Consider the following 24,521-nt stretch of genomic DNA (forward strand, 5'->3'; position numbering starts at 1 on the left):
CTCTCATCATGCCAGAACAAATACGTATTGCGTCTCGCCCGCCCCGTGTGTACGCTCGCACCACAAATACGTATTGGTCCCGATCAAGCGGGGCCACGATCGCTCAGAGAGGAGCGACCCATGGCGAACGGATTCAGCACCCCGATCGACCGGCGCACGCTGTTCAAGTTCGGCGGGGCCGGGCTCGCCCTGGCCGGCATCGGATCGCTGGCTGCATGCTCGACCACTGGCGGTGGAAGCAGCAGCTCCGGAACGGTGAAGATGCTCTACTTCGGCGAGCAGAGCGCAGCCACTGCCCTGCAGAAGGCCATCGAGCCGAAGATCAAGCAGCTCGACAAGAAGGCCAGCCTGCAGGTCACCGCGATCAACGGGACCGACTGGAACGACTTCCTCGCAAAGGTTCTCACGCAGATCGCCTCGGGCGACGTGCCGGACATCGTCAGCGTCGCAACCGAGGGGCAGCAGCTTCTGGCGTCGAAGAACCTCCTCACTCCGCTCGACGACTACGTCACGAAGAACCTGTCGGACTTGCACAAGTACTTCACCGGCGCCCACCCGGTGCTGCTGGAGTCGACGATGTACCAGGGGCACCTCTACACGTTGCCCGACAGCTTCAACGCGGGCAGCATGTTCTACTCGACCGACCTGTTCGACAAGGCAGGCCTGTCCCGTCCGACGAGCAAGTGGTCGATGGACGACTTCCACTCCTCTGCAGCGAGCCTTGCAAAGGTCGGTGGCGGCACCTACGCCTTCGACTGGGTGGTGCGCCTCTGGGGCAGCTGGACCTCGTTCCTCTACGCTAACGACGGAAACCTCCTCGAGGAGGGCAAGTACTCCGGCGGCGACTGGCTGTGGAACAGCAAGGCCTTCGCGGACAACCCGATCGGGGTCTCCGGACGCAAGGGCGGCTGGAAGTGGGGCGACCCCACGGCGAACTCGGACGCCGCCGTCGAGGCGCTGCAGTACGTCATCGACCTGCAGAAGTCCGGCGCGTCGCCCTCGCCTGACGTTGGCGGTGGCGCCACGCTGCAAGGTCTGATGGCATCCGGCCGGATCGGTATGACCATCGGTGGTGGCTTCTGGGCCGGTGGCCTCCACAACGCCGGGATGAAGAACGGCAGCTTTGACGTCGTCGAGTTCCCGACGTGGAAGAGCAACAAGTCGCTCTTCGGCGCCGGCGGCTACGGCATCTTCAACTCATCCAAGAACAAGGACCTCGCGTTCGAGGTCATCAAGGTCATGGTGCAGCCGGAGAGCTTCGACGCACTCTGGCCCGGCAACGTCACCACCCCGGCGCAGAAGTCGCTGATGACCGCCGACCGGTACAAGACCACCGGGCCGGAGCACTGGTCGGTGTTCTACGACCAGCTCGACAACTCAGTGCCCATCTCCGCCCCGCCGTACTACAACGCCCTCGCCACCGCCCTCAACCAGCGCACCACCCAGGCGATTTCCTCCGGGAATGCCAAGAAGGCGCTCGACGGCCTCCAGGCAGACATCGAGAAGGCAGCCTCGCAGGCTTCGTGATGACAACAGCAACAGAAACACCCATCCGGCGGGCTGCCAAGGTCGCAGCCCGCCGGCCGGCGGCCAAGCGCGCCCGCCGACGTGAATCCACGTTCGGTTTCTTGATGATCGGGCTCGCGATGACCTTCGTCGCCGTGTTCACCCTCATCCCCATCCTCGCTTCCCTCGGGCTTTCATTCACCTCATGGGACGTCATCAGCAGCCCCAAGTGGGTCGGGTTCGACAACTACAAGCGTCTCTTCACCGACGGGCCGGTCCTCGCGTCGTTCGGCGTGACCGTCGCACTCGCCATCGCCATCGTCGTGCTGCAGATCTCGCTCGGCCTGCTCCTGGCGGTACTGGCGAACAACCGGAAGCGCAACGCCACCCGCGTGTTCTTCCGCACCTCGTTCTACCTGCCGCTGCTGGCCTCCACCGCCGCCGTGTCGATCTTCATGGGCTACATCTTCGACACGAAGTTCGGGCTCATCAACTACTACCTCAACGAGATCGGGCTGCCCGGCGCACACTGGCTCAACGATCCGTTCTGGGCGAAAGTCACGGTCGTGATGGTGGTCGTCTGGCAGCAGGTCGGCTTCACCTTCGTGCTCTTCGTCGCCGCACTCCTCGCGGTGCCTGTCGACGTGCAGGAAGCCGCCGCGATCGACGGTGCCGGCCCCTGGCGGACACTGTTCCGGATCAAGATCCCCCTGATCAGCCCGACGATCCTGTTCGCGACCGTCATCGCCATGATCAACGCGATGCAGCTGTTCGACCAGCCGTTCATCATGACCAAGGGCGGACCCGGCACCGCGACGACGACCGCGACCATCTCCATGTACCAGGCCGGATTCCAGAACCTGCAGTTCGGGTTCGCCTCGGCCATCGCGATCCTGCTGCTGGTCATCATCGGCATCATCACCGGGCTCCAATTCATCGCCGCACGAAAGCTGGTGTTCTACCAATGACGTCCACGGACACCCTCAACCCGTTGCACGCCCCAGAAACCGTCGCGCAACCAGCTGTCAGTCACATCGTTCGTCGCCGCAAGCCTGTCGCCAAGGTGGGGAGCATCATCGGGATGATCATCCTGATCATTGCCGCCGTGTTCGCGCTCGGGCCACTGCTCTGGACACTGACCACCTCGCTACGCACACCGGCGGAATCGTTCAACAACCCGCCGCAGTGGCTACCCCTGTCCTGGGACTTCAGCAACTACGCCGCGGTGTTTAACCAGATCCCGATCGGGCAGTTCTTCATCAACAGCGTCCTCGTGACGTTGCTCATCGTCGTCGGCCAGACGATCACGTGCACCCTGTCCGGGTACGCGTTCGCGATGATCAGCTTCCCCGGCAAGAACACCATCTTCGGGATCTTCCTCGCCACGATGATGGTCCCGATCCAGACGATCATCATCCCGGTCTTCGTCATCCTGAAGGACATGGGCCTGACCGGCTCCATCGCCTCCCTGATCGTCCCTGCTCTCGGCAGCGCATTCGGAACGTTCCTCATGCGGCAGTACTTCATGCAGATGCCCAAGGAGCTCGGCGAGGCGGCCCGCATCGACGGCGCCAGCCAGTTCGGGGTGTTCTGGCACGTGTACTCGCGGATGGCCAGCCCCGCGATCGCGACTCTCGCGATCCTGAACTTCTCCGGCTTCTGGGCCGAGTACTACCGACCGCTGATCTTCCTCAACCAGCAGGACACCTTCACACTGCCGCTCGGACTCGTCGGCCTGCAGGGCAACCTCGGCACCGGATCGATCTCCGTCGTCCTCGCCGGCGTCGTGCTGACCATGATCCCGAGCGTGCTGCTGTTCATCTTCGCGCAGCGGTACTTCATCGAGGGCGTCACCGCGGGGTCGTCCCGATGACCGACCCCCAAGCCCTGCCAACAGCACCCCAGGAAGCCGCAAGCGCCGTGACCGTCGCCGACCACCACCTCCCGCAGTTCCACGTCCGACTCCCTCGCGGGTACGTCAACGACCCGAACGGACCCATCGACATCGGCGGGCAGGCCCACCTGTACTTCCAGTCCCGACCCCGGGTCGACCTCGAGATCCCCGTCGAGTGGGGACACGCCACCAGCGACGACCTCGTGCACTGGACCCTCCACCGACCCGCGATCGTTCCCGTCCCCGGCGGCACCGACTCCGGGGGCGCATGGTCCGGCAACACGGTCCTGCACAACGGCACCGTCCGCGCCTACTACTCCGGCAAAGTCGATCACAGTCCGTTTCAGTCGGTCCTCCTCGCGGAATCCACCGACGGTGGGTACACTTTCGGCGCCCCCGTGCAGGTCGTCGCCGATCCGTCCGCCGACGAAGCAATCACCATGTTCCGCGACCCGTTCGTCTGGCAGACGAACGACGGCTGGTCGATGGCGGTCGGCGCGGCTTCCAGGAATCAAACAGCGTCCATCCGCCACTACCGATCCGTCGACGGCATCAGCTGGACCCACGCGGGCGATCTGGTATCGATGACACGCGACACGGCCAACGGCATCGACACCGGTGAAGGATGGGAGTGCCCGCAGATCCTCACCGTCGACGGCACCGACGTCGCGATCGTGGCGTCCTGGTCCCACGCCGACGGCCCGGGCGACGTCGTCGCCATCCCCCTGACCGGGTCTCCTTCGCCGTTCAAGGTCGACGACGGGCAGCACTTCTACGCGGCTTCCGTGATGCGGACCAGCTCGTGGGGGCCGGTGCTCTTCGGATGGGTCACCGAAGGCCGAACCGAGCAGTGGACCGAGCAGGCAGGCTGGTCCGGCGCGATCTCTCTGCCGCGCCGGGCGTGGATCACGAACGGTCGGCTCGGCACCGAACCCCACCCGGTAATCGACGCCCTCCGCGTCGGCAGCTCGGAGGCTGCGCACGGTGCTCGCATCGGAGCACAAGCCGAAATCGTGCTGCCCGTCGCCGTCACCGGCTGCATCCGGCTGCGCTTCTCCGAAGCCGAATATCTCGACATCAACGTTGACGTCGATGCAGACACCCTCACCGTCGACCGGGCGCACGCCAGCACAGATCACCGCGCTGACCCGAGTCCCGCGGTGATTCGTGGTCCCTTCGACCGGACCGCGGACCGACCCGCAGTCCGAGTGGTGCTGGACGGATCGGTCGTCGAACTGTTCACCAGCGCCGGACGTTCCATCACCACCCGCGTCTACCCGACGCAGGCGCCGCCGTGGACCGTGGACGCACCGAGCCAGGCATTGGTGTGGGAACTCGAGCACACCGTCGGGACCATTTCGGCTCCCGCCGCTGACATCACCGCTGGATCCCCATCGATCTAGCGGAGCGGCGCCGACAGGTTCGCCGGCACCAACTCGTTCCCGATCATCGAAGGAGATGACTGTGCATCGAATTACCGTTGCCGGAGAAGCGCTCGTCGACATCGTCCACGACGACGCCACCCGGGAGATCCCCGGCGGGAGCCCCGCGAACGTCGCCCTCGGGCTCGGACGACTCGGCGCGCCGGTCGAATTCGCCACGTGGCTCGGTGACGACGCCCGCGGCCAGCAGATCGCAGATCACCTCGAGGCGTCAGGGGTCGAGCTGGTTCCCGGCGTCTTCGGTGCCACGAAAACCTCCACGGCGACAATCCGGCTCGCTCCGGACGGCCAACCCACCTACGAGTTCGGCATCGAATGGGACCTGCCGCACCTGCCGCAAACGCCTCGCTGGCTGCACATCGGATCGATCGGCGCATTCCTGCAGCCCGGAGCGGGCAAAGTGCGAGAGCTCGCCCAGCGCACCGCAGCCGCCGGCGGCACGGTCTCATTCGATCCGAACATCCGGCCCGCGCTCCTCGGCGACCCGGCGGCTGCACGGGTCTGGTTCGAGCAGCTCGCTGCAGACGCCAGTGTGCTGAAACTCTCCGACGAGGACGCCGCCTGGCTCTACCCGGGCGACAGCGCCAACGCCGTCCTCGAACGGCTCCTCAAGCTCGGTGTGATGCTGGGCGCCATCACCAGCGGTGCCGCCGGCGCAACGCTCGCGACGACCCGGGAGAGGGTCACCGTCCCAAGCGAACGCGTCGATGTCGTCGACACGGTCGGCGCCGGAGATACGTATATGGCCACCCTCATCTGGCAACTCCAGGACAACACCATCACGCTCGACGCCTTGGACTCCATAGCTCTGACACGACTCGGCCAGGTCAGCACCAGCGCCGCTGCGATCACGGTGAGCCGTCGTGGTGCGGACCTACCAACCGCCGATGACGTGCTCGCAGCACTGGGCGAGCCCACCAGATGAGCGCCCCGTCCGTTCCCCGCGGGACGACGCGGCAGAAGCGCCCCGATGCCGGAACGATGTCACTCGGGCAACACTTCAACGAGCTCCGGAAGCGGCTCTTCCGCGCGGTGCTCGCCATCGCAGTCTGCGCGGTCATCGGCTGGTTCCTCACACCATTCGTGCTCGATCAACTCCGCGCACCCGTCACCGAGCTCGCAACCGCCGGCGGCGGTCACACCGCGGAACTGAACTTCCCCGCCATCAGCAGCGCCTTCGACCTGCGCCTCCAAATCACGATCACCATCGCGGTCGTCATCGCCAGCCCCGCCTGGCTGTACCAAGTCTGGGCGTTCATCGTTCCTGCCCTGGTTCGAAAGGAAAGGCTCTACGCCGTCGGGTTCCTCGGATCCGCGATTCCCCTCTTCCTCGGCGGCTGCTGGTTCGGCTGGTACGTCCTGCCGCACATCGTGCAGATCCTCGGCAGCTTCGTCGCACACCAAGACACCTCGATCGTCGACGCGAAGGCGTACTACGACTTCGCCGTGAAGCTCGTCCTCGCCGTCGGTATCGCGTTCGTCCTGCCGGTGTTCCTCGTCCTGCTCAACTTCGTCGGGGTCCTCACCGCGAAAGCGATCCTCGGCGCATGGCGCATCGCCGTGCTCTGCATCCTCATCTTCACCGCATTCGTCACACCCTCCGCCGACATTGCATCGATGTTTCTCCTCGCCATCCCGATGGGCGTGCTCTACCTCGCAGCGTGCGCGGTCGCTTGGCTGCACGACCGCCGTCTCGCCCGCCGTCTCGCGGCAGCTTCCTCAACCACCACCCCGTGACGTAGCGTCCGCTGCGCCGCCTGCACACGAAGGACACCATCATGCTCGGCAACCTCACCGGCATCCACCTGCTCATCATCCTCGGCATCGTCGTACTGCTCTTCGGCGCCACCAAGCTGCCCGCCCTGGCAAAGGGGCTCGGGCAGTCGCTCAACATCTTCCGCAGCGAGATCCACGCGGGCGACAACAACAAACGCGCCGACCAGGCCAGCACCCCGGTCGCACACGACGGCACCGTGCCGTCGCACGAGTGAGCTGCTCTCCGGGTAGCTGACGAGGAAGCACCGTGGACGTCGAGAAAATGCTCGTCATCGCCGCCATCGCCGGGTTCTGTCTCGGACCGGCTCGCCTAGCCACCCACACCAAACAGCTCACCGCTCTCCTGCGTCAGCTGCGGGGATGGGCTGACATGACCAAAGCGCAGATCGAAGAGCAGACCGGGGTCGACATCGACTGGTCCGAACTCGATCCGCGCCGCTACGACCCGCGCCGCATCATCCGCGACGCGCTCACGCAACCTCCGACACCACACGAACCCACCGCAGGACCAACGGCGCTTACCCACACTGCAGGACCAACCAACCCCCGAACCGGAGTCAACGATGACATCTGAATTCCACCGCCGAACCCTCTTCCAGGGCGCCGGCATCGGCGCCCTGGCGCTCTTCGCCACAGCAGCGCCCGCTGAAGCCGCGCAGGCTGCCACCGCGGGATCCGCCTCCACCACAACCACAGCAGCGACCTCCTTCCGGGCGAAGTACCACATGACCCCGCCCTCAGGGTGGCTCTCCGACCCGCAACGACCGGTATTCACACGGGGCGCCTACCAGCTGTACTACCTGCACTCCGACGTCGACAACGGGGACGGCGGATGGGACCACGTCTCCACCACAGACGGCATCAACTTCACCTTCCAGGGCACCGTCATCCCCCTGCAAACCGGCCTGCCCACCTGGACCGGTTGCACCCTGATCGACACCAACAACACCGCCGGCTACGGCGCCGGTGCCGTCATCGCGCTGGCCACCCGCCCCACCGGAGGCGTGCGGAAGTACCAGGAGCAGTACCTCTTCTACTCCACCGACGGCGGCTTCACCTTCACCGCCCGACCTAACCCCGTCATCGTCAACACCGACGGGCGTACCGCCACCACCGACGCGCAGATTTCCAACGCGGAGTGGTTCCGCGACCCCAAGGTGGCCTGGGACGACGTCCGCAACGAATGGGTCTGCGTCATCGGGCGGCAGCGTTACGCCGCGTTCTACACGTCAAAGAACCTCATCGACTGGACACTGCAGCACAACTTTGACTACCCCGACCACAACCTCGGTGGCATCGAGTGCCCCGACCTCTTCCAGATCACAGCAGATGACGGCACCAAGCACTGGGTCCTTGCCGGCAGCATGGACGCTTACAACGAGGGGCTGCCCTGCACGTACGCGTACTGGACCGGCTCGTGGAACGGCACCACGTACACCGCGGACAACCTCACACCGCAATGGCTCGACTGGGGATGGGACTGGTACGCGGCAGTCACCTGGCCTGCCAACGAAGCGCCGACAACGAAGCGGTACGGCCTCGGCTGGATGAACAACTGGAAGTACGCGAACCGGCAGGTCCCCACCGACGCATCCGACGGGTACAACGGCCAGAACTCGATCGTCCGCGAGATCACGCTGCAGAAGCAGGCCGATGGTCGCTACACGCTGCTCAGCGCACCGATCGCGGCGCTCAAGGGCACCGCGAAGCGGACCGTGCCGATCACGAACCAGACCGTCAACGGTTCAGTGGTCTTGCCCTACAACGGCCGCGCGTACGAGATCGAGCTCGACGCCACCTGGACTAACGCCACCAACGTCGGAGTCTCGGTCGGACGCTCGGCGGACGGGGCGCGACACACCAACATCGGCAAGTACGGGAGCGACCTATACGTCGACAGGGCCCCGTCCGACCGTGCAGGATTCGCACTGACGCCCTACACCCGTGCCGCAGCGCCCATCGACTCCGCCGCCCGCGCCGTGCACCTCCAGATCCTCGTCGACACGCAAAGCGTCGAGGTGTTCGTCAACGCCGGCTACACCGTGCTCTCGAATCAGGTGAACTTCGACGCCGGCGACACGGGCATCTCGCTTTACTCCGACGGCGGCACCGCAACCTTTTCCAACATCACCATCCGCGAATACGGAAGCTAGCGCGCGCAGGGCGGAAGGCAGCAGTTGCCTTCCGCCCTGGGGCTGCTTCTTCGCTGCCTGCTAGACGGTCGATTACCGGACGCATTCGGCACGCAGCTCCTCGCCCTCTCGGCCATGATTCGCCCTAATCGGTCTGGCAGGCTGAAGGCGTGAGGGGTGGGATGCGGGAGCGAGTGATCGTTTGGGCCCTGCCGGGCGCTGCTCTCGCGCTCTTGGCTGCGTGTGCTCTCTTATGTGTGGTCGTGTACCTGCACTTTGCCCGAATGGACGCCGCGTTCCCGGCAGACGGCCGAGGGGTGCTTCGAGCCCGAGCCCCGGAAGTCGTGGGTGCCACTGAGTTTCTGCGCCTCACGTGGATCACCTCGCTCCCGGTCGCCGTCGCGGCCACGCTCCTGGCCTCCGCGGCTCAGGACCGGTTCTACGCCGAAGGGGCTGCTCGCACGTTCGCTCAGATCGCCACTCTCATCGGGGTCGCCGGGTGTATCGGGGGCGTGGTTCTCGCCGTACTCGGATTCCTCTGGATCCTCACGACGTAGCGGGGCACCTCCGGCCCTGCACATCGTTCGGTTCACGATCGTTGACCGGACGCCCTGGATGCTCCGAAACCACAGCGGTTGACAGAATCGGGTCATAGCCCGCTCGCTCGCTAGATTGAGCGGATGGTCCGTGATCGTGAGCTCGGCGCGCGGTGGAACCGTGGCCGGCGACGACGTGCGGTGGCCGACCGAGCTGGCGGAGCCCTCCTACTTCCGGCCCAGGGCGGCTGGCTTGCGTTTGCATTGGGACGTGGGGATGCCTGGTGGGCGGTATGGGCCGTCGTACTTGGGGTTCTCACAGCCAGCGTCGTTTTCGTCGTCGTGCGAGAACGGCGAGGACCGCCTGAGGGACGACCAGTGTCGGTCTCCCCGCTCTTGTTGGTAGTGGCATCAGCGATCGTCGGATGGGTCGTCCTGGCCTTAGTCCTCTAGCGGCCACCCTGCACGACGGCGATCGGCGAGGGGTGCCCAACCAGAGCCCTCGTCCACCGCCATCCCCGAGCCCTGCTAGATCCCGCCATCGGATCGTATGTTGAGCCGCTGGCGCACGCTCGGCTCAAGACTCCTATTGGCACGTGGGCGGGGCGCGCCGAGGTCCGCTTGTAGGGAGGAGGGAACGCGGGCGGATGTCATCGCTCAGGCACCGTTCACGCCGGCGGCGTCGTCCCGGCGCCCTCGGTGTCGTCCGCGCCCGCCGGGCCGGTGCCGGCCTGATCGAGGTTCTCGTGCGCGTCGCCCATGTCGCCGGTGGCCTTGCCAGCGGGGGAGAGCCCGAAGTGCTTGCGGACGGCGTTCGCCTCGGTGACGGACAACGTGTTCCCGGCTCCGGGGGAGGGCGCGCCCTTGATCGCGCTCTTCGTGTACCCGACGTGCAGGTCCGTGCCGTCGAAGGTGGCGTCCTCGACCGGGACGAGCGCGGTATGGCCCCCGAGGAGTCCGGTCGCGACGCTGACGAACGCAGCGCTGCCGTCCTCGTCGGAGGGGAACACCTGCGCGACCTTGCCGACCGATGCGCCGTCGCGGTCTCGGACGGTCGCGTGCTCCACTTCGTGGATCTGGTCCTTCGTGATCATGTGTGCAGTCAACGCCCTCGGCCTGACGCCGGTGAGTCAGTCTGCGCGTCCTCGTGACCGGTCTGATCCTCGAGCGCCGCTCGGCGTACCGCGAGGCGGGCAGCAGGAACGGAGAGGGCTGCGCCGCCCACGAGGATGACCGACGCGACGATCACCGGGGCGGGGTGCGGAGCGCGGGCACGAGGATGCACACCGCGCACCAGAGGATGGTGATCACGCCCGAGATCAGCGTCGGAGGCAGCGCCGCTCGGTGCCCGGTCCGCCAGGCGTCGTCGCTGGACATCGTGACGCGCGTCCGGACGCCGGCGAGGTCGTTCCGGCCGAGCTGCCCGGTCGCAGCTCTCCACGTCAACCACATCACGAGGACCGCTCCGCCGATCTCGAGGGCGAGTGCGGACACCATTGCTCAGGGCATGGTGACGACGTTAACGCCCTGGAGCATGAACGGCAACATTCCGGATGCACGGTGGCGAGCGAGCATCCCGACGCTGATGGCCGGGGACCGGCCGCGAGCCGACTCGACTGAACGTCGAGAGATGGCTGCCCGAGAGGGGAAGCATCACGAGGGGGGGGGGGGGGGCACCGGACGACGGCTGCGCTCTCGCTGGAACTGGATCGGCCGGTCGTACCCTCCCTCCCGGACGGGTCCGATCCTCAGACGACCGTCGCTGAACTGGCCCATCACACCTCCGGATTGCCGCGAGGTCCGACGAGGAGCCGCGATGCCCATCGACCGCCTGGTTGCGCAGGGTCATCGGCCGTCCAGTAGGGTCGAAGGACAGATTGCGATCCACACGGGGGTGTGCGTGACGATTGTGTTCGATGACGGGGCAGCCGATGCCCTCATCGCTGCTGCGGAGGGGGCTTCCGGGGACCTGCGATCGCAGGCTATGGCGGATCGGGTGCGAGTCGAGGCAGCGGTTCGGGAGTTCCGCGGCAGCTACGCGACGCTCTTCACGACCGACAGCACGATCCGGTCGGAGGACACGCAGCGTCTCGCCGGTGTCTTCGCTGACCTCAAGACGTCGATCGATCGGGCGAAACGCGAGGCTGAATCCGAGCGGCGCCGACTCCGGGAATCGCGCGAATGGAGTGCGCGTGAGGAGGAGCGTGAGCAGCGTCGCGCGTCCGGGGATCCGCTCGCCGTGGCGTCGGCCTACATCGATGGCGTGATCGACCGACGTCCGGATGACACGGCTGTGCACCCGACCCCGGTCACGGCAACGTTCCTGCCGAGGGCGCGCCCGCGCACGGCTGGCGGGAGCTCGGGAAGCACGTCCTCCGCGGATCCTGATGCGCTCCTGACGTTCGTCGGGGCCAACAGAGCGGCCGACGGCAGCGCTGGGCAGCACCTGATCCGGGTGAAGAACGCCTGGACCCGCTTCTGTTCGGCTTGTTCGTGGGTGCCGGTCCAGGGTTCGACAGTCGTGGCGGGGTTCGACCAGCTGATGGCCGAGAACGCCCTGGAGGCGAGCTGGATCGAAGGCATCGCGAACGCCTTCGACCGCGCTGGAGGCGGCGCTCTCCCGGACCTGATGCTCGACGCCGTGGCGACGGTGACCGCGTCGCCAGCGCTGTCCGAGCTGCTCCGGCCGGGTCTGACCCCTGCCGAGGTCGCCGCGGCCTGGGCGAAGGTCCCGCAGACGGACGAGTACATCGAGTCCTTGCCGTTGGCGACGCAGTACCTGCTCGCAAACCTCGACGGCATCCCTGCTGCGAAGCGCGACATCGCGTCACGAGCCGTGCTTGCGGCGGCGGTGCGGGATCCGGAGCGCGTGTACACCCTCATGGGCTTCGGCGAGCAGCGCATCGGCCGGTCGGACTTCGAGGAACAGGTCAACGCGCTGCAAGAGGCCGTCGACGCGGCCGACCTCAGCGCTGAGACACTCCCCGGACCTGCGGCGTCCAAGACGGCGCAACTCGTTGGATTCGGGGTGCACGACGGTGCGCTGGTCGCCGCCGTGTCGCTTGGTGACCTCGACACGGCGAAGAACGTGACGGTGAACGTGCCGGGGATGAACTCGGACGTGGCTGGCATGGGCGAGCGCGTCGTGGCCGCCGAGGGATTGTTGCGCCAGGCGCACAGCGATGACCGATCGCAGACCTACGCCGTCGTTTCCTGGGTTGGCTACCACGCGCCGAACCCGGCGGAGGTGGGCGCACCCGACCGATCGGAATCCGGCGCAGGCCAACTGGCCTCCTTCGTGGACGGTGTCTTCGACAGCAGGTCGGACGGTGGCCCCGACACCTTCACGGTTGCAGCGCACTCCTACGGCTCCACCACCGCGGTGCAGGGGCTTCAGTTGACGGAACACCAGGTCGACTCGTTCGTGTCGTACGGGTCCGTCGGCTTCCCGCGCGGGACCGAGATCGACGACGTCCACGCCGCAAACGTGTACGCGACGGCCGCGAAGGACGATCCGTTCGCGCCGGTCGGTCAGTGGCTGGGCGTGGCGACCCGGGCAGATCCGCTCGGGTTCGACGGCGTGCAGGAGTTCTCCTCGGAAGCAGCCGAGGGTACGAGAGGGGTGACGGGCCACGACATGTGGCACGAGTCCGATTCGGACGACGTCGGGTACCTCTCGAATGACTCGACCACGCTCCGCACGCTGGCGCAGATCGTCGCAGACGGGAAGATGGGGCCATGAGAGTCAAGATTCGTCCCCGACTGCGCGGCGCGATCGTGACCATGCTCGCGGCCGTGGTGCTCGCGACGACCGGATGCGTCTCAGGCGGCGCAGGCAGAGGAGGCGACGTGACCGGACAGGACGCGCAAGACGCAGCAGGCAAGACCCAGGCGCAGGTAGCCGATCTCTCGTTGCAGGACGAGTTCGAGCTGGCTGGCGAGCGGTACGAGCACGGGCAGGCCGTGCTCGCAGCCGCACAACGACAGATCTCGGACGGCACGTGGTACTGGAACGGCGGGGACGTCCGTCCTCTGCCCGCAGGCGACGATGCGTTCGGCAAGGCGCCGGAGGGTGCGACCAACGAGAACTCCTACGCGTTCCGAGCCGTACGGATCATCGAACCGGAGGGTGCGACCGGCGTGGTGGAGGACCTCGATCCGATGCAGCGGTACTTCGATGAAGAAGGGTGGCGCTGGAGCAGCGCGAAGGTCGGTACGGATCACGAGGTCCGGGCCGACACCGGTGACGGATGGTGGGTGACCTGGAACGTGCGGCCGAACGGGCAGTACTCGCTCGGTGTGTACAGCGAGGCGTTCTGGGCACACGATGCTCCGGAGCTCATCAAGGCGATCGCACTGCGCGACCCCGCCGACTTCCCCGATGAATCCGAGCCGGGTGTCTCGGAGCCGTTCCCGAAGTGGAGCGATCCTGTCCGGCAGCGCTGATCTCCGGACGAGGGTGCGCCTCGCAGACGCCGACCGGTCTGCGAGGAACTCCCGCGAGGCATCCACTCGGTGGAGGGCCGTCGCCGGCCTCCAAGCGACCGCAGCCGCACTGCTCATGATGGTCGTCCTCACGGGCTGCAGCGCCGGCATCGGGAAGACTCCCGAGCAGGCGACAGAGTCCATCGTCACGTTCGTCGAGGGCTCGACCGACGTGGTGGGCGACGGCTGGGAGGTCAGTGAGGGCCCTGGGCTCGGGAAGTGCGGCCTCGCCCCGGGCGTCCGCGGCGTCGAGTACTCCTACGCCATGGTCCGGTCCGCGAGCCCTGAGCCGAAGGCCGACGTCGAGGCGGTGGAACGGCACTGGAAGGAGCTGGGGGTCACGACCGAGCGGTACCAGACCGGCGGCGAGGACCCGATCCTCGGCGTCCGGGGCAGGGGTGGCCCGGTGAGCTCCTCCGACTTCCGCGCGGATCCCCGCGGGTACACGATCGACGGCAGCTCGCAGTGCATCGCAGGGGACTTCGAGAAGATGAGCCTCGACGGTCAGGAGTGACGACCGCGACCTGACCACCGGAACCGAGCCGCGCCTCCAGACCGGCGCGAGACGCGAGCCCCTGTCGGGCGCGCGCCACGCTCCCACCCAGACGAATCGGGCAGCGCCCGTGTCGGTTCACGCGTCGATCCGGTGATCCGGCGATCCGTAACACTGCCGCTCGGAGTCGGGCGGTTCCTAGGCTCTTTGGCCGAACGCACTGCGTTGTCGCCGCGAAGCGACGCCCAGCCAAACGAGCATCGCCGCGATGACGATCCACCCCGTCAATGAGAGAGGGCCGACTAGGCGAGGGTCGAAGGGCGGGAAGAGCGCTGATTGGTAGGTGGTGAAGACGTTGAGGCCTGCATGGGCGAGGACGCACGGAAGCAGTGATCGGCTGCGCAGCCGCAACCAACCGATGAGTACTCCAACGCCTGTGCACGCCACCGCCATCATGCAGACGCCAAGCAGATCGCGCTGGTCGTAGTTGAGGCCGAGCAGGATCGCAGGCGTGTGCCAGACGCCCCAGATGAGTCCGCTGAGCGGGAGCGCCCACCGTGGCGCGAGCTCTACGAGACGTGGCAGGAGCCAGCCGCGCCAACCGACCTCTTCTCCTGCCGCTGCGATGCTCGTCACAGCGAGACCGATGGGGAGATTCACGAGCTGGAGGGCGGCGAGAGCGGCCATCGGTAGCGGCGGGTCCTCGCCGGTGAGTTGCACCATCAGGGTCTTGAGTGGGGACCGCTCCGGGTCCAGTTCGAGCCACCCGAAAGACAGGCCGAGCGCCCAGCTCCCCACCACAAGAGCCGCTGAGGCCGCCGTCGCCCAGACCCCGAAACGCCAACCACGCCGCGTGAAGAAGGCGTCGAGGCCGACGCCGCGGAGGAGTGAGCGGCCGCGGTGCCGCTCCAGGACGACAGCGACGAGCAGTGCGCTCGCCGCGGGGGTGAACATCATCGCAACTGTGGCGAGATAGGTCCCGGGGCTGCCCACCGAATCCGTGAGATCAGCGCTGGACAGGAGCGCCGGCGTGAGGAGAGCCCAGGCGCCGCCGTACGCCAGCGCGATGAACATGGTGATCCGTGCGACTTGCGATCTGCAGCATCCAATGCTTGACATGTTGGACACCTTATTGGAATGCTGGCCGCATGATCGCATCGTCAAAGAAGAAGATTCGAACCACGACCGGGTTGTCCGTCGCTGCGCTGTGCGCAGCAACACTGGTCGGCGTCCAGAGCGGCCCCGCTACCGCCGAACCGCTGATTCATGAAGCGTCAGCGGCGGTTGACCACTCCGCCACCGTCTACGGAGACGTCGAAGTCATCGCGGCGCTCGTTGCTGGTCAAGGGCAGCTGGTCAACGACCATCCTGTGCTCGCCGGATACCTGCCCAGCGGGAACGACCGGCTCACGGCGCCAGAACTTGCTCAGCTGAAAGAAGCATTCACCGCCGCAGATCCGGAGTTCCATTCCTCCGTGACGATCCCGTTCCAGTCTGGTGATCCATTCAAGGTAGAGTCGGCCCTGAACACGTTCCGAGCTGCCCTCGAGGACGTGCAAGGAACAGCCATCACCAACACTTCCGATGGGAAGTGCCTTGTCGTCGCGGCCGCAGCGGTCCTCGCGGTCGGGGCCGTCGCTGTTGCCGTTTACTACAAGACGTACCTGTGGCCCAAGACTGCTGCCGAGGGTGCGGAGGCAACCCGGGCGTTTGCCGCGATCGTCGCGTCCGAAGTGAGCTCGTGAGCCGCACCCTTCGTGCATACGGAGTGTTCATTGGAGCCCTCGGGATCCTCTTGGCCTGGTTGGTGGCGACCTTGCTTCTGTCCTTGGCACCCAACGCTATGACGTCGAGGACCGCTGCGGGAACGGCCGCGCGCGACTTCGTCGCGGCGGTCGCCCCTCAGCGGTGGGAGTTCTTCACCGCATCGCTGCAGAAGTCTGCCCTCACTGCGTATTCCTCGAACTCGTCATCGTCGCTACTCGATTTGCCGCAGACCCGCGCTCGCAACCTCTTCGGTATGTCACGAACTCAACGTGCGCAGGGACCGGAGATCGCTCTGATCTCGGCCGACGTGAAGTGGGTCAAATGCTCGAATCGCTCGCAGCCCGAGACGTGCGTCAAGCAGGCTCAGCGCGGGGTCCAGCAAGTAGTCGCGAACGCCGCAGCACACCGAACCCTCTGCGGTCCGATGGTTCTCGCACAAGTGAAGCCCACTCCGTTCGAATTCAGAAAGTTTGATTACGAATCCACGTACATCGTCCGCACCGCGTCAGTGAGCGTCAGATGCAACTGATATTCGGAGAGCTGCGGATTCCCGCGCTGAAGCGGGCGTTGTCGATGTTCGAGATTCGCGGATCTCAGCTCTGGGCTGGTCGCTCGCTCATCGCCGCGGCGGAGTTGCTCACTCTGCTCCTCACGCCCTACGCGGCGCTCATGCAATCCGTGGCAGGTGCAACCCCTGCACCGCACTGCGCTGGGGTCCGCGCAATCGGAGCCTACTGCCTGATGAAGGATGCGCCGCATTGGGTGCCGACGATGACACTCGTCAGCATTCTCCTGGCCGTTCTCGCTGGCGTCTTGCCCGCGATCGTCGGCTGGTTGCATGTCTGGGTCGCCTTCTCGATCGCAAGCGCTATCGCTTTGCCCGACGGCGGTGACCAAGCGGCGGTTGTGTTCCTGATCCTCGTGGCTGTCGTCAACATCGCGGACGACCGCCGATACGGACTTGATCGCCGTCGGCGTCGAATTTCTGCTCCACGGCTTCAGATTGCTCTCGCAGGGCTCTTCGCAATCCGCATCCAAGTGGCGATGATCTACTTTGGCAGCGGGATCGGGAAGGTGTTCGCGAACGACTGGGTCACTGGCACCGCTGAGTACTACGTCATTCGAGACCTCTATTTCGGCGCTTCGGGCCCAGTCGCATCGGTCATGAGGGCCCTTACCTCGAACACGTTTGTCGTCGTTTCGTTGACCTGGGGTGCAATAGTGCTTGAAGTGGCGATAGCTGTGCTGATCCTCTGTGGGCCGCATTCGCGCAAGTTTGCGCTGATTGCTTGCTCAATCCTGCACGGTGCGATCATCGTTACTATCGGCCTCTGGAGTTTCGGGCTCACGATGATCGGTGGAGTGGCGATCGCTGCGATTGCGACGAGCGGGCGTGATCCGCGGAGTTGTCCAATCCCGCCCGTGATAGATCGGCGAAGACTGATCTCGGTCGCCCAAGAGAAATGACGGTCATCTGACCAAATGGTCAGAGAGAAAAGGAGAAAATGATGAAGAAGACTCTGCTCATGACTGCGCTGGTCACGGCTGCGGTGCTCCCCGCCACCACACTGACACCGCCGGCGCAGGCACACGCCGCCACGATCGCCCGCTCGTCGACGCCAACGTTCAGCGACGAAGCGGTCATTGAGTTCTTTGCCACGGGCCAAGGCCCGCTTGCGAGTATGCAGGCGGATCTGGCCGGGTTCGTCCCTGCAGGGACCCCCTCGCTGACGTCCGATGAGCTCACAGAGCTCACCGAGGAGTATCGCGCCGCTGACGCGAACTTCCACGCGGACGTTACGGAAGCAGTCCAAAGTGGCGACCCGTTTCGCACTCTCGACGGGCTGCGTGCGCTGCAACGCATCTCGAAGAAGATCGCCGCTGAGCACGGTGTCCAGACGGGGACGGGTAGCGGCAAATGTGCGACCGTCCTCGTCGTCGCGCTCGCGTTCTGGGTGGTTCTCGCCGTCGTACCACTCAGCGTAGACGCGCCGCAGGACGACATGACGAACGAGAAGCTGGCCGCTGATCTCGCAGCTGCCTTCGCGTGAGCAGCCGCGTGGGGCGGTCCACCGCCGGCCCGCCCCGCGCGCACCAGCTGCGTCTGGAACGCCCCTTCGGCGGCCCGCTCATCCACCGCAAGTTCGACACAAATGGAGGCCGATGATGAGCAGTGAGATGGGTCCCGCGCTGGCTGGGCGGAGGCCGCGCAGGCATGCCTGGACACTGCGGCGGCCGCGGCGACTGCTGGTGGCAGGAATCGTGTTCGCCGCTCTCGCCATCGGGGTGCTGTTCGTCGTGGTGTTCGTTGCGGCCGTGGCAGACGAACCGGGTGCGCTAATCGGTTCGATCGCCGTCGTTCCGTTCACACTCGGTGCAACGCTGCTCTTGCCTGCCGCGATCACCGTGGTCGTCGGCCAAGACGCTCTGACGGTGCGGTCGTTTCCGCTCCGTGCGAGACGGATTCGATTCGACGAAATCGGCGAGATCCGTGTTGATCCGACGTCATGGCCGATGGCACCTCGCATCGGCATCGTTGCTTCCGGACCCGGTTACACCACCTTCCTTCTCGGGCCGGGCCCCGCGGTTGTCGTGACGACGCAGGACCACTACGTCGCGTTCCAAACCGGCGATCCAGACGCCACTGCAGCGGCGATCGAAGACGCCCGGAGCTTCGCCCTGGAACACCCCCACGCGCACGAGCAATAGCTTCTGCGGGTGAGCACGTTCGCGTGTCCGATGGGCGAAGCAATGGCCCGGTCGGTGTTCTTTTCGTGAGGGCCCGCATCTGGGCCGGTTTTCAGAGAGAGGCACGCGGTGCGGAATCCGCTTGAGAGTTCCGGTCACTGGCGCGCGAGTCTTCGTGCAGGCGATGGCTGGCGCACCGTTCGTGGGCCCCGTGGGCCCTACGCCACCGCCTCGATGCTCGAGTGGGGGAGTATCACGAAGGGACTCGTCGGCACGACGGCCTGGCTCACGCTCGAGGTCGACCGGCCTGTCGCGCGCTACCTCCCTGGTGTGCCCGATGCCGACATGACCGTTGCTGACCTCGTGCACCACACCTCGGGTCTGCCACGGCTTCCGGCCACGATGCGCGACCGACTGTTCGGCGACCCGTATCGAGATGCCGTTGGCGTCCCCCTCGATCACGCAGTCGCGGTGCCGGCCACGCCGCGAGGCCGCTTCGTGTACTCGAACCTCGGGTACGCGCTGCTCGGCGACTGGTTCGCCGCTGTACGCCAGCACATCCTCGAGCCGGCTGGGATCAGCTCAGCGGCCCTCGTACCGGCGCACGCAGACCGGGTAGTGCCGAAGCTCTTCGGTCGCGCGATCAAGCCGTGGGCGCTCGGAGAATCGTCGTTCGCGGCTGCAGGCGGCGTCTGGTCCACGTTCGACGATCTCTGCCGCTACGCCGACTGGGCGCTCGAGCCCGGCGCTGGGCGCTCCCGCACGGTGAGCTGGCAGCGGGAAGCGGCATCGATCTGGATCAACGGAGAGGTGCGAGCGGCAGGAGCGGTCATCGCCAACGCGGCAGGAGTCACCGCCGTGGTCCACACGCTCGCGAAGGCTCCGCATGCGGCAGACACGATCGCCACGGCGCTCATCGAGCAGGAGGTGCGATCGAAACGCGACGGTCGATGACCGAGCCGCTGGAGGCGCTGAAGAGTGACGGCAGTACCAACGCGACCTGTCAGCCGGACGGCAGCCGCGCCTCCAGGCCGGATCGAGAGCCGGCCACGAGGCGGGCGAAACGAAGAGGGCGGCTCCCCTCCTTGCGGAAGGGAGCCGCCCTGCAGTTGACGACGACTAACGCGCCGACGGAACGGCCGAGCCGACGAGCTCAGCCCGCACGATGTCCGCCCCAGCGGACAACGCCCCGAGCTTGTCCAGCGCAGCCCCACGCGCAAGGGGAGCCATCCCGCAGTTCGAGCTCGGGATGAGCTTGTCGGCATCAACGAACTCGAGCGCCCGCCGCAGCACCTCCGCGACCTCTTCCGGAGTCTCGACGGTCTCGGTCGCGACATCGATCGCCCCGAGCATGACCTTCTTCCCGCGGATCAGCTCAACGAGCTCGAGCGGCACGTGCGAGTGGATGCACTCCAGCGAGACGATGTCGATCGACGACTGCTGCAGCAGCGGGAACGACTGCTCGTACTGCCGCCACTCCGCTCCGAGCGTCTCCTTCCACTTGTTGTTCGCCTCGATGCCGTACCCGTAGCAGATGTGCACGGCGGTCTCGGCGCGCAGGCCCTCGGTCGCGCGTTCGAGCGCGGCCACGCCCCAGTCCTGCACCTCGTCGTGGAAGACGGTGAAGGCGGGCTCGTCGAACTGGATGATGTCGACGCCGGCGTCCTGGAGCTCGCGCGCTTCCTGGTTGAGGATCGTGGCGAACTCCCACGCCAGTTTCTCGCGGCTCTTGTAGTGCTGGTCGGAGAGCGTGTCGATCATGGTCATCGGGCCGGGGAGCGCCCACTTGATCGGCCGGTCGGTCTGGGCGCGCAGGAACTTCGCGTCCTCGACGAACACCGGCTTCCGGCGACTCACGGCACCGACCACGGTCGGGACGGCCGCGTCGTACCGGTCACGGATCCGGACGGTCTCCTTGCGCTCGAGGTCGACACCGTCCAGGTGCTCGATGAACGTCGTGACGAAGTGCTGGCGGGTCTGCTCGCCGTCGCTGACGATGTCGATGCCGCGGCGCTCCTGCTCGTGCGCGGCGGAGCGGAGTGCGTCCTGCTTGCCCTCGGTGAGTGCTGCGCCCTGCAGGTTCCAGGGGGACCAGAGCTTTTCGGGCTCGGCGAGCCAGGACGGCTTCGGCAGGCTGCCGACGATCGAGGTGGGGAGGAGAGAACTCATGGAGGTGAAGATCCAGACGGTCAGCGGGCGGGGACGGAGTCGGCAGCGAAACGCGTGAGAAGCGCGTGGTGCGGCGTCACGAGGTGCTCCTCGGTCCACCGGCCCTGGGTGATCCCGAGGCGGCTGCGCTCCGCACGGTCGTAGGTGACCGGGGTGGGCGTGAAGTCGGTGTGGTCGAGGGTGGGGTGGTAGGTGCTGCCGGCCGGGGTGTTCGCCGCGTAGATCTCCGGGCGGTAGATCTTCTGGAACGTCTCCATGGTGGCGATCGTGCCGATGAGCTGGAGGTCCGTGTAGTCCCCGGTCAGGTCACCGCGCGTGTAGAACGCGAGCGGGGCCGACGCTCCGGCGGGCTGGAAGTACCGGACCCGCATGCCCATCCGGCCGAAGTAGTCGTCGGTGAGCGAGGAGTGCTCGTGCTCGTACTCGGCGCCGAGGACGGGGTGGACGTACCCGTTCTGGCGGTAGGTCTGGCTCGTCGAGACGCTGATGCAGACGACGGGCTCGGCACCGAAATCCGAGCGGAACGCGGAGGACTCCAGGAAGCGCTGGAAGAGCGCCCCGTGCAGCGCCCCGAAGTCAGACGGCAAGCCCGGCGATGACGGCAGCAGCACCGAGAAGTCGTAGTCGCGCAGGTACGACGAGAAGTTGTTGCCGAGGATGCCGTGGTGGTGCTCGCCGGTGTGCTGGTCGACGATCGTGACGTCGAGCATCTCGAGCAGCGGGAACTCGGCGTCCGCTCCATCGTCGAAGAACTGCAGCGAGGCCGAGACGATGTCGAGCTCCAGGCGGTAACGATCCCCGGCCGCCAAGAGGTCGTTCGCGCGTCCGTCGATCATCGCCAGCGCAGCACGGAGGTTCTGCTGACGGTGCTCGCCCCGCGCCAGGTTGGCGAAGTTCGTGGTCAGCCGGGAGCTGTCGGCGGGGGAGTAGTCCTCGTCGAACCGGGTCCGGGTGATGCTGAAGGTGAGGTCGTTCGCCATGGTCGGCAATCTGTTCGTCGAGCGCCCAAGGGCACTGGGGAAGGGGTACCTCGATGATGGCGGGAACCGCAGGCCATCAGGTAATACCGAGACGCTATGCACCGGTATAGCCTCGGCCTATGGCCCGTGTCTCGAACGACATCACCCTGCAGCAGCTCCGGTACTTCATCGAGGTCGCGACCGAGGGCTCGATCAGCGCCGCGGCCGACCTGCTCTACGTGTCGCAGCCGACGATGTCCGCGGCGATGAAGGACCTGGAGACGCGGATCGGGCGCCCGCTCTTCACCCGATCGGCTCGGGGCGTCGTCCTCACCGTCGACGGCGTCGAGTTCCTCGGGTACGCCCGGCAGGTCATCGAGCAGGTCTCCCTGCTCGAGCAGCGGTACGTCGGCCGGCAGCGGTCGCGTCGGCTCCTCGGGGTGTCCTCCCAGCACTACTCGTTCGCCGTGGAGGCCTTCGTCCGCATGGTCGAGGGCGCGGCCGCGGACGAGTACGAGTTCTCGCTGCGCGAGACACGCACCTGGGACATCATCGAGGACGTCCGCACCCTGCGGAGCGAGGTGGGCATCCTCTACCGCAACGACTTCAACAAGCAGGTGCTCGGCAAGCTGCTACGGGACGCAGGGGTCGTGTTCACACCGCTGTTCGTCGCCGAGCCGCACATCTTCGTGGCCCGTCGGAACCCCATCGCGTCACGGGAGCGTGCGACCCTCGAAGACCTCGCCGACCTGCCGCGGCTGACGTTCGACCAGGGCGCGAACAACTCCTTCTACCTGGCGGAGGAGATCCTGTCGACGATGTCGAGCAAGCGGGAGATCCGGGTCTCGGACCGGGCGACCATCTTCAACCTCATGATCGGCCTCGGCGGGTACACGATCTCCACCGGGCTCATCAGCGACGACCTCGACCCGGAGATCGTCGCCATCCCCCTCGACGTCGACGAACGCATCGAGATCGGCTGGATCGCGCACGCTTCGGTTCCCCTCACCGTGCAGGCGCAGACCTACCTGGACGAGTTGCGCGCGGTGGTCACCAGTTACGGCGTCGAGCCGCTGGGGTAGGTCCGGCGGTGGATCCGGCGGGTCCGGTTGGTCCGGCGGGTCCGGTGGTCGGCCTGGAGGCCCGTCACGCGTCCGTCAGGAGGCTGCGGTCTCGATCATCGCCGTCACGTGCGGCGCGCTCCACCGCAGGAGGGCGTCACCAGGTGGGCTCTCGAGGTCCTCGCCCCAGATCGCGACGGCCGCGCCCGACATCGGAGCAGCAAGACGTGCTCCGGAGTCGCCGTCCCACGTCCGGAGCGACCGGTGCTCGCGGAAATCGGCGACGGTGTACTCGCTGTCGGCCGGGTCGAGGTCGGTCGGCACCTCGTACAGGTAGTACGAGTTGTAGTTGAGCAGGTCGATCCCGGCCTGCTGCAGGTCGACCGCACTGGCCCGTCGCGCCCGGCGTTCGCGACGCTCCGTTGCGTCCTCGGTGTCGCCGTCGAAGCTCCAGTACGTGACGTGGATGCGCGGATCCAGTCGCCCGACCGCGGCGCGATCGATCCCGTCGTTCCAGGCCCACACCTCGCGGTTGCCGAGCGCGGCCGCCATCGCGTTCATCCACGCGACGCGTTGGGCGGCGGTGACGTCTCCGCCCCATTCGTCTCCACCGATGTGCACGGTGCGACTGGACGGGAACGTCCGCTGCACCTCGGCGTACAGCTTGGTCGCCAGCGCGAGACTGCCCGGCGCCGACGGGTCGAGCTCGCTCTCGCCCGAACGGATGCGATCGACCCACTTCGTGCCGTGCTCCGCCTCGAGCAGGGCGAAGGCGGCAGCCATGTGGCCGGGAGTGTCGACCTCGGGCACGATCGCGACGCCCCGCTTCGCCGCGTGGTCGGCGATCGTGCGTGCCTGTGCGGCGCTGAGGAACGGACGGCCGGTCACGCGGCTCGTGTAGACGCCGTGGTCGAGATCGGCGTTCGCGAGGGTCTGACCGAGGGTCTTGCTCTCGATCCCGACGTTCTGGTCATCGGTGAGGTGCAGGTGCAGGAAGCGGCCGCCGTCGTCGGCGAGCAGGTCGATGTACCGCTTGATCAGTGCCACGGGGTAGTAGGCGCGAGCGACGTCGAGCATCACGCCGGTCTGGGGACGTGCGCGGGACGTGGGCTTGGTGATGACGGTCGAAGCAGACGTGCGGCAGTGCTGCCCGGAGTACGCACCGACGCAGGCGAGCACCGAGTACTTCCCGGCCGCGGCACGGGAAGGCGTCGTGCGGACCGCGCTGACCGTCGTGCTCGAGCCCGGGGCGAGTGGCTTCACCGCGACCCGGCCGAGCGAGTACTTCTTCGTGCCGGTGGACAGGGAGAGCCAGGCGGACGAAGCCGGCTTCCGCACCGAGGTGGTGTTCGTGACCTTCAGGGTGGCCCGCACGCCGCTGCCGGTCGAGGTGACGGTGGACGCTGCGGTGACCTTGGTGACCGTCACCGGCGACGCCGCGGTGTCAGCGGACCCGGCGACCGCATCGATGCCGACCAGGGCAGCTGCCGACACGGCGATCGCCAGACTGACCGCGATGATCCGTCTGACGGAGTGCGGCGCGGTCGCTGGACCGGCAGTCGGGTCCGGAGTCCCGGTGGAGGAGGGCACGGAGACGACGGTAGTTCACCAGG

At 66.6% G+C, this 24,521-nt stretch carries 26 protein-coding genes; 20 read left to right on the forward strand and 6 right to left on the reverse strand.

Features of this window, described 5'->3' with window-relative positions:
- The first annotated feature begins 120 nt into the window (after nt 1-120).
- The 10 genes from EDF53_RS00090 (at nt 121) to EDF53_RS00130 (ending at nt 9,307) form a co-directional block, all read left to right on the forward strand.
- On the forward strand, nt 121-1,527 hold the full coding sequence (locus EDF53_RS00090) for a sugar ABC transporter substrate-binding protein (protein WP_123291690.1): 1,407 nt from the start codon (nt 121-123) through the stop codon (nt 1,525-1,527).
- A gap of 104 nt (nt 1,528-1,631) precedes the next feature.
- Nucleotides 1,632-2,474, forward strand: a complete 843-nt coding sequence (locus EDF53_RS00095; protein ID WP_250899912.1) for a carbohydrate ABC transporter permease — start codon at nt 1,632-1,634, stop codon at nt 2,472-2,474.
- Nucleotides 2,475-2,587: 113 nt separating this feature from the next.
- Entirely contained in the window at nt 2,588-3,379 is a 792-nt protein-coding gene (locus EDF53_RS00100; protein ID WP_250899913.1) for a carbohydrate ABC transporter permease, read from the forward strand.
- On the forward strand, nt 3,376-4,803 hold the full coding sequence (locus EDF53_RS00105) for a glycoside hydrolase family 32 protein (protein ID WP_123291693.1): 1,428 nt from the start codon (nt 3,376-3,378) through the stop codon (nt 4,801-4,803). The genes EDF53_RS00100 and EDF53_RS00105 overlap by 4 nt, the downstream gene beginning before the upstream one ends.
- A gap of 55 nt (nt 4,804-4,858) precedes the next feature.
- Nucleotides 4,859-5,767 (forward strand): carbohydrate kinase, encoded by a 909-nt coding sequence (locus EDF53_RS00110; protein ID WP_123291694.1) that lies wholly within the window; start codon nt 4,859-4,861, stop codon nt 5,765-5,767.
- Between the two features lie 56 nt (nt 5,768-5,823).
- The gene (tatC, locus tag EDF53_RS00115) at nt 5,824-6,579 is read left to right on the forward strand and encodes a twin-arginine translocase subunit TatC (protein ID WP_123291695.1); all 756 of its coding nucleotides are present in this window, start codon (nt 5,824-5,826) and stop codon (nt 6,577-6,579) included.
- Between the two features lie 41 nt (nt 6,580-6,620).
- Nucleotides 6,621-6,833, forward strand: a complete 213-nt coding sequence (locus EDF53_RS00120) for a twin-arginine translocase TatA/TatE family subunit (protein WP_123291696.1) — start codon at nt 6,621-6,623, stop codon at nt 6,831-6,833.
- A gap of 32 nt (nt 6,834-6,865) precedes the next feature.
- Entirely contained in the window at nt 6,866-7,192 is a 327-nt protein-coding gene (locus tag EDF53_RS18900; RefSeq protein ID WP_148058226.1) for a hypothetical protein, read from the forward strand.
- Entirely contained in the window at nt 7,182-8,771 is a 1,590-nt protein-coding gene (locus tag EDF53_RS00125; RefSeq protein WP_123291697.1) for a glycoside hydrolase family 32 protein, read from the forward strand. The genes EDF53_RS18900 and EDF53_RS00125 overlap by 11 nt, the downstream gene beginning before the upstream one ends.
- Before the next feature lie 263 nt (nt 8,772-9,034).
- Nucleotides 9,035-9,307, forward strand: a complete 273-nt coding sequence (locus EDF53_RS00130) for a hypothetical protein (RefSeq protein ID WP_148058227.1) — start codon at nt 9,035-9,037, stop codon at nt 9,305-9,307.
- Nucleotides 9,308-9,954: 647 nt separating this feature from the next.
- On the opposite strand, the gene EDF53_RS00135 is transcribed toward EDF53_RS00130, so the two are convergent.
- Both EDF53_RS00135 and EDF53_RS00140 read right to left on the reverse strand, forming a co-directional pair.
- Entirely contained in the window at nt 9,955-10,380 is a 426-nt protein-coding gene (locus EDF53_RS00135; RefSeq protein ID WP_123291699.1) for a hypothetical protein, read from the reverse strand.
- A gap of 151 nt (nt 10,381-10,531) precedes the next feature.
- Nucleotides 10,532-10,783: an SdpI family protein gene (locus tag EDF53_RS00140; RefSeq protein ID WP_123291700.1), complete on the reverse strand. Its 252-nt coding sequence runs from the start codon at nt 10,781-10,783 to the stop codon at nt 10,532-10,534.
- A gap of 37 nt (nt 10,784-10,820) precedes the next feature.
- On the opposite strand from EDF53_RS00140, the gene EDF53_RS00150 reads away from it, so the two are divergent.
- From EDF53_RS00150 to EDF53_RS00160, 3 genes are all read left to right on the forward strand, one after another.
- Nucleotides 10,821-13,028: an alpha/beta hydrolase gene (locus EDF53_RS00150; RefSeq protein ID WP_148058228.1), complete on the forward strand. Its 2,208-nt coding sequence runs from the start codon at nt 10,821-10,823 to the stop codon at nt 13,026-13,028.
- A gap of 107 nt (nt 13,029-13,135) precedes the next feature.
- Nucleotides 13,136-13,732, forward strand: a complete 597-nt coding sequence (locus EDF53_RS00155; protein WP_123291702.1) for a hypothetical protein — start codon at nt 13,136-13,138, stop codon at nt 13,730-13,732.
- A 115-nt stretch (nt 13,733-13,847) separates the two neighbouring features.
- Complete coding sequence (locus EDF53_RS00160) at nt 13,848-14,285, forward strand: hypothetical protein (protein ID WP_123291703.1); 438 nt, start codon at nt 13,848-13,850, stop codon at nt 14,283-14,285.
- A 177-nt stretch (nt 14,286-14,462) separates the two neighbouring features.
- On the opposite strand, the gene EDF53_RS00165 is transcribed toward EDF53_RS00160, so the two are convergent.
- Nucleotides 14,463-15,338, reverse strand: a complete 876-nt coding sequence (locus tag EDF53_RS00165; protein WP_185020881.1) for a CPBP family intramembrane glutamic endopeptidase — start codon at nt 15,336-15,338, stop codon at nt 14,463-14,465.
- Nucleotides 15,339-15,412: 74 nt separating this feature from the next.
- Here EDF53_RS00165 and EDF53_RS18905 point away from each other — a divergent pair, with 74 nt between their 5' ends.
- From EDF53_RS18905 to EDF53_RS00200, 6 genes are all read left to right on the forward strand, one after another.
- Nucleotides 15,413-16,009 (forward strand): hypothetical protein, encoded by a 597-nt coding sequence (locus EDF53_RS18905; protein ID WP_148058231.1) that lies wholly within the window; start codon nt 15,413-15,415, stop codon nt 16,007-16,009.
- 98 nt (nt 16,010-16,107) lie between these two features.
- Complete coding sequence (locus EDF53_RS19795) at nt 16,108-16,560, forward strand: SdpA family antimicrobial peptide system protein (protein ID WP_395873110.1); 453 nt, start codon at nt 16,108-16,110, stop codon at nt 16,558-16,560.
- The gene (locus EDF53_RS00185; protein ID WP_123291708.1) at nt 16,551-17,498 is read left to right on the forward strand and encodes a sporulation-delaying protein SdpB family protein; all 948 of its coding nucleotides are present in this window, start codon (nt 16,551-16,553) and stop codon (nt 17,496-17,498) included. The genes EDF53_RS19795 and EDF53_RS00185 overlap by 10 nt, the downstream gene beginning before the upstream one ends.
- A 41-nt stretch (nt 17,499-17,539) precedes the next feature.
- Nucleotides 17,540-18,082 (forward strand): hypothetical protein, encoded by a 543-nt coding sequence (locus EDF53_RS00190; protein WP_148058233.1) that lies wholly within the window; start codon nt 17,540-17,542, stop codon nt 18,080-18,082.
- Nucleotides 18,083-18,197: 115 nt separating this feature from the next.
- On the forward strand, nt 18,198-18,740 hold the full coding sequence (locus EDF53_RS00195; RefSeq protein WP_148058234.1) for a hypothetical protein: 543 nt from the start codon (nt 18,198-18,200) through the stop codon (nt 18,738-18,740).
- 108 nt (nt 18,741-18,848) lie between these two features.
- A complete protein-coding gene (locus tag EDF53_RS00200) occupies nt 18,849-19,673 on the forward strand; it encodes a serine hydrolase (protein ID WP_123291711.1) in 825 nt (274 codons plus the stop codon).
- 165 nt (nt 19,674-19,838) lie between these two features.
- Here the strand turns inward: EDF53_RS00200 and EDF53_RS00205 are convergent, their stop codons facing one another.
- Nucleotides 19,839-20,888 (reverse strand): methionine synthase, encoded by a 1,050-nt coding sequence (locus EDF53_RS00205; RefSeq protein ID WP_123291712.1) that lies wholly within the window; start codon nt 20,886-20,888, stop codon nt 19,839-19,841.
- 20 nt (nt 20,889-20,908) lie between these two features.
- A complete protein-coding gene (locus EDF53_RS00210) occupies nt 20,909-21,868 on the reverse strand; it encodes a putative oxygenase MesX (RefSeq protein WP_123291713.1) in 960 nt (319 codons plus the stop codon).
- A 119-nt stretch (nt 21,869-21,987) separates the two neighbouring features.
- Here EDF53_RS00210 and EDF53_RS00215 point away from each other — a divergent pair, with 119 nt between their 5' ends.
- Nucleotides 21,988-22,929: a LysR family transcriptional regulator gene (locus tag EDF53_RS00215; RefSeq protein WP_123291714.1), complete on the forward strand. Its 942-nt coding sequence runs from the start codon at nt 21,988-21,990 to the stop codon at nt 22,927-22,929.
- Between the two features lie 75 nt (nt 22,930-23,004).
- On the opposite strand, the gene EDF53_RS00225 is transcribed toward EDF53_RS00215, so the two are convergent.
- On the reverse strand, nt 23,005-24,498 hold the full coding sequence (locus EDF53_RS00225; protein ID WP_123291715.1) for a family 20 glycosylhydrolase: 1,494 nt from the start codon (nt 24,496-24,498) through the stop codon (nt 23,005-23,007).
- Nucleotides 24,499-24,521: the final 23 nt, after the last annotated feature.

It is taken from the genome of Curtobacterium sp. PhB78 (assembly GCF_003751685.1).
GTDB lineage: Bacteria > Actinomycetota > Actinomycetes > Actinomycetales > Microbacteriaceae > Curtobacterium.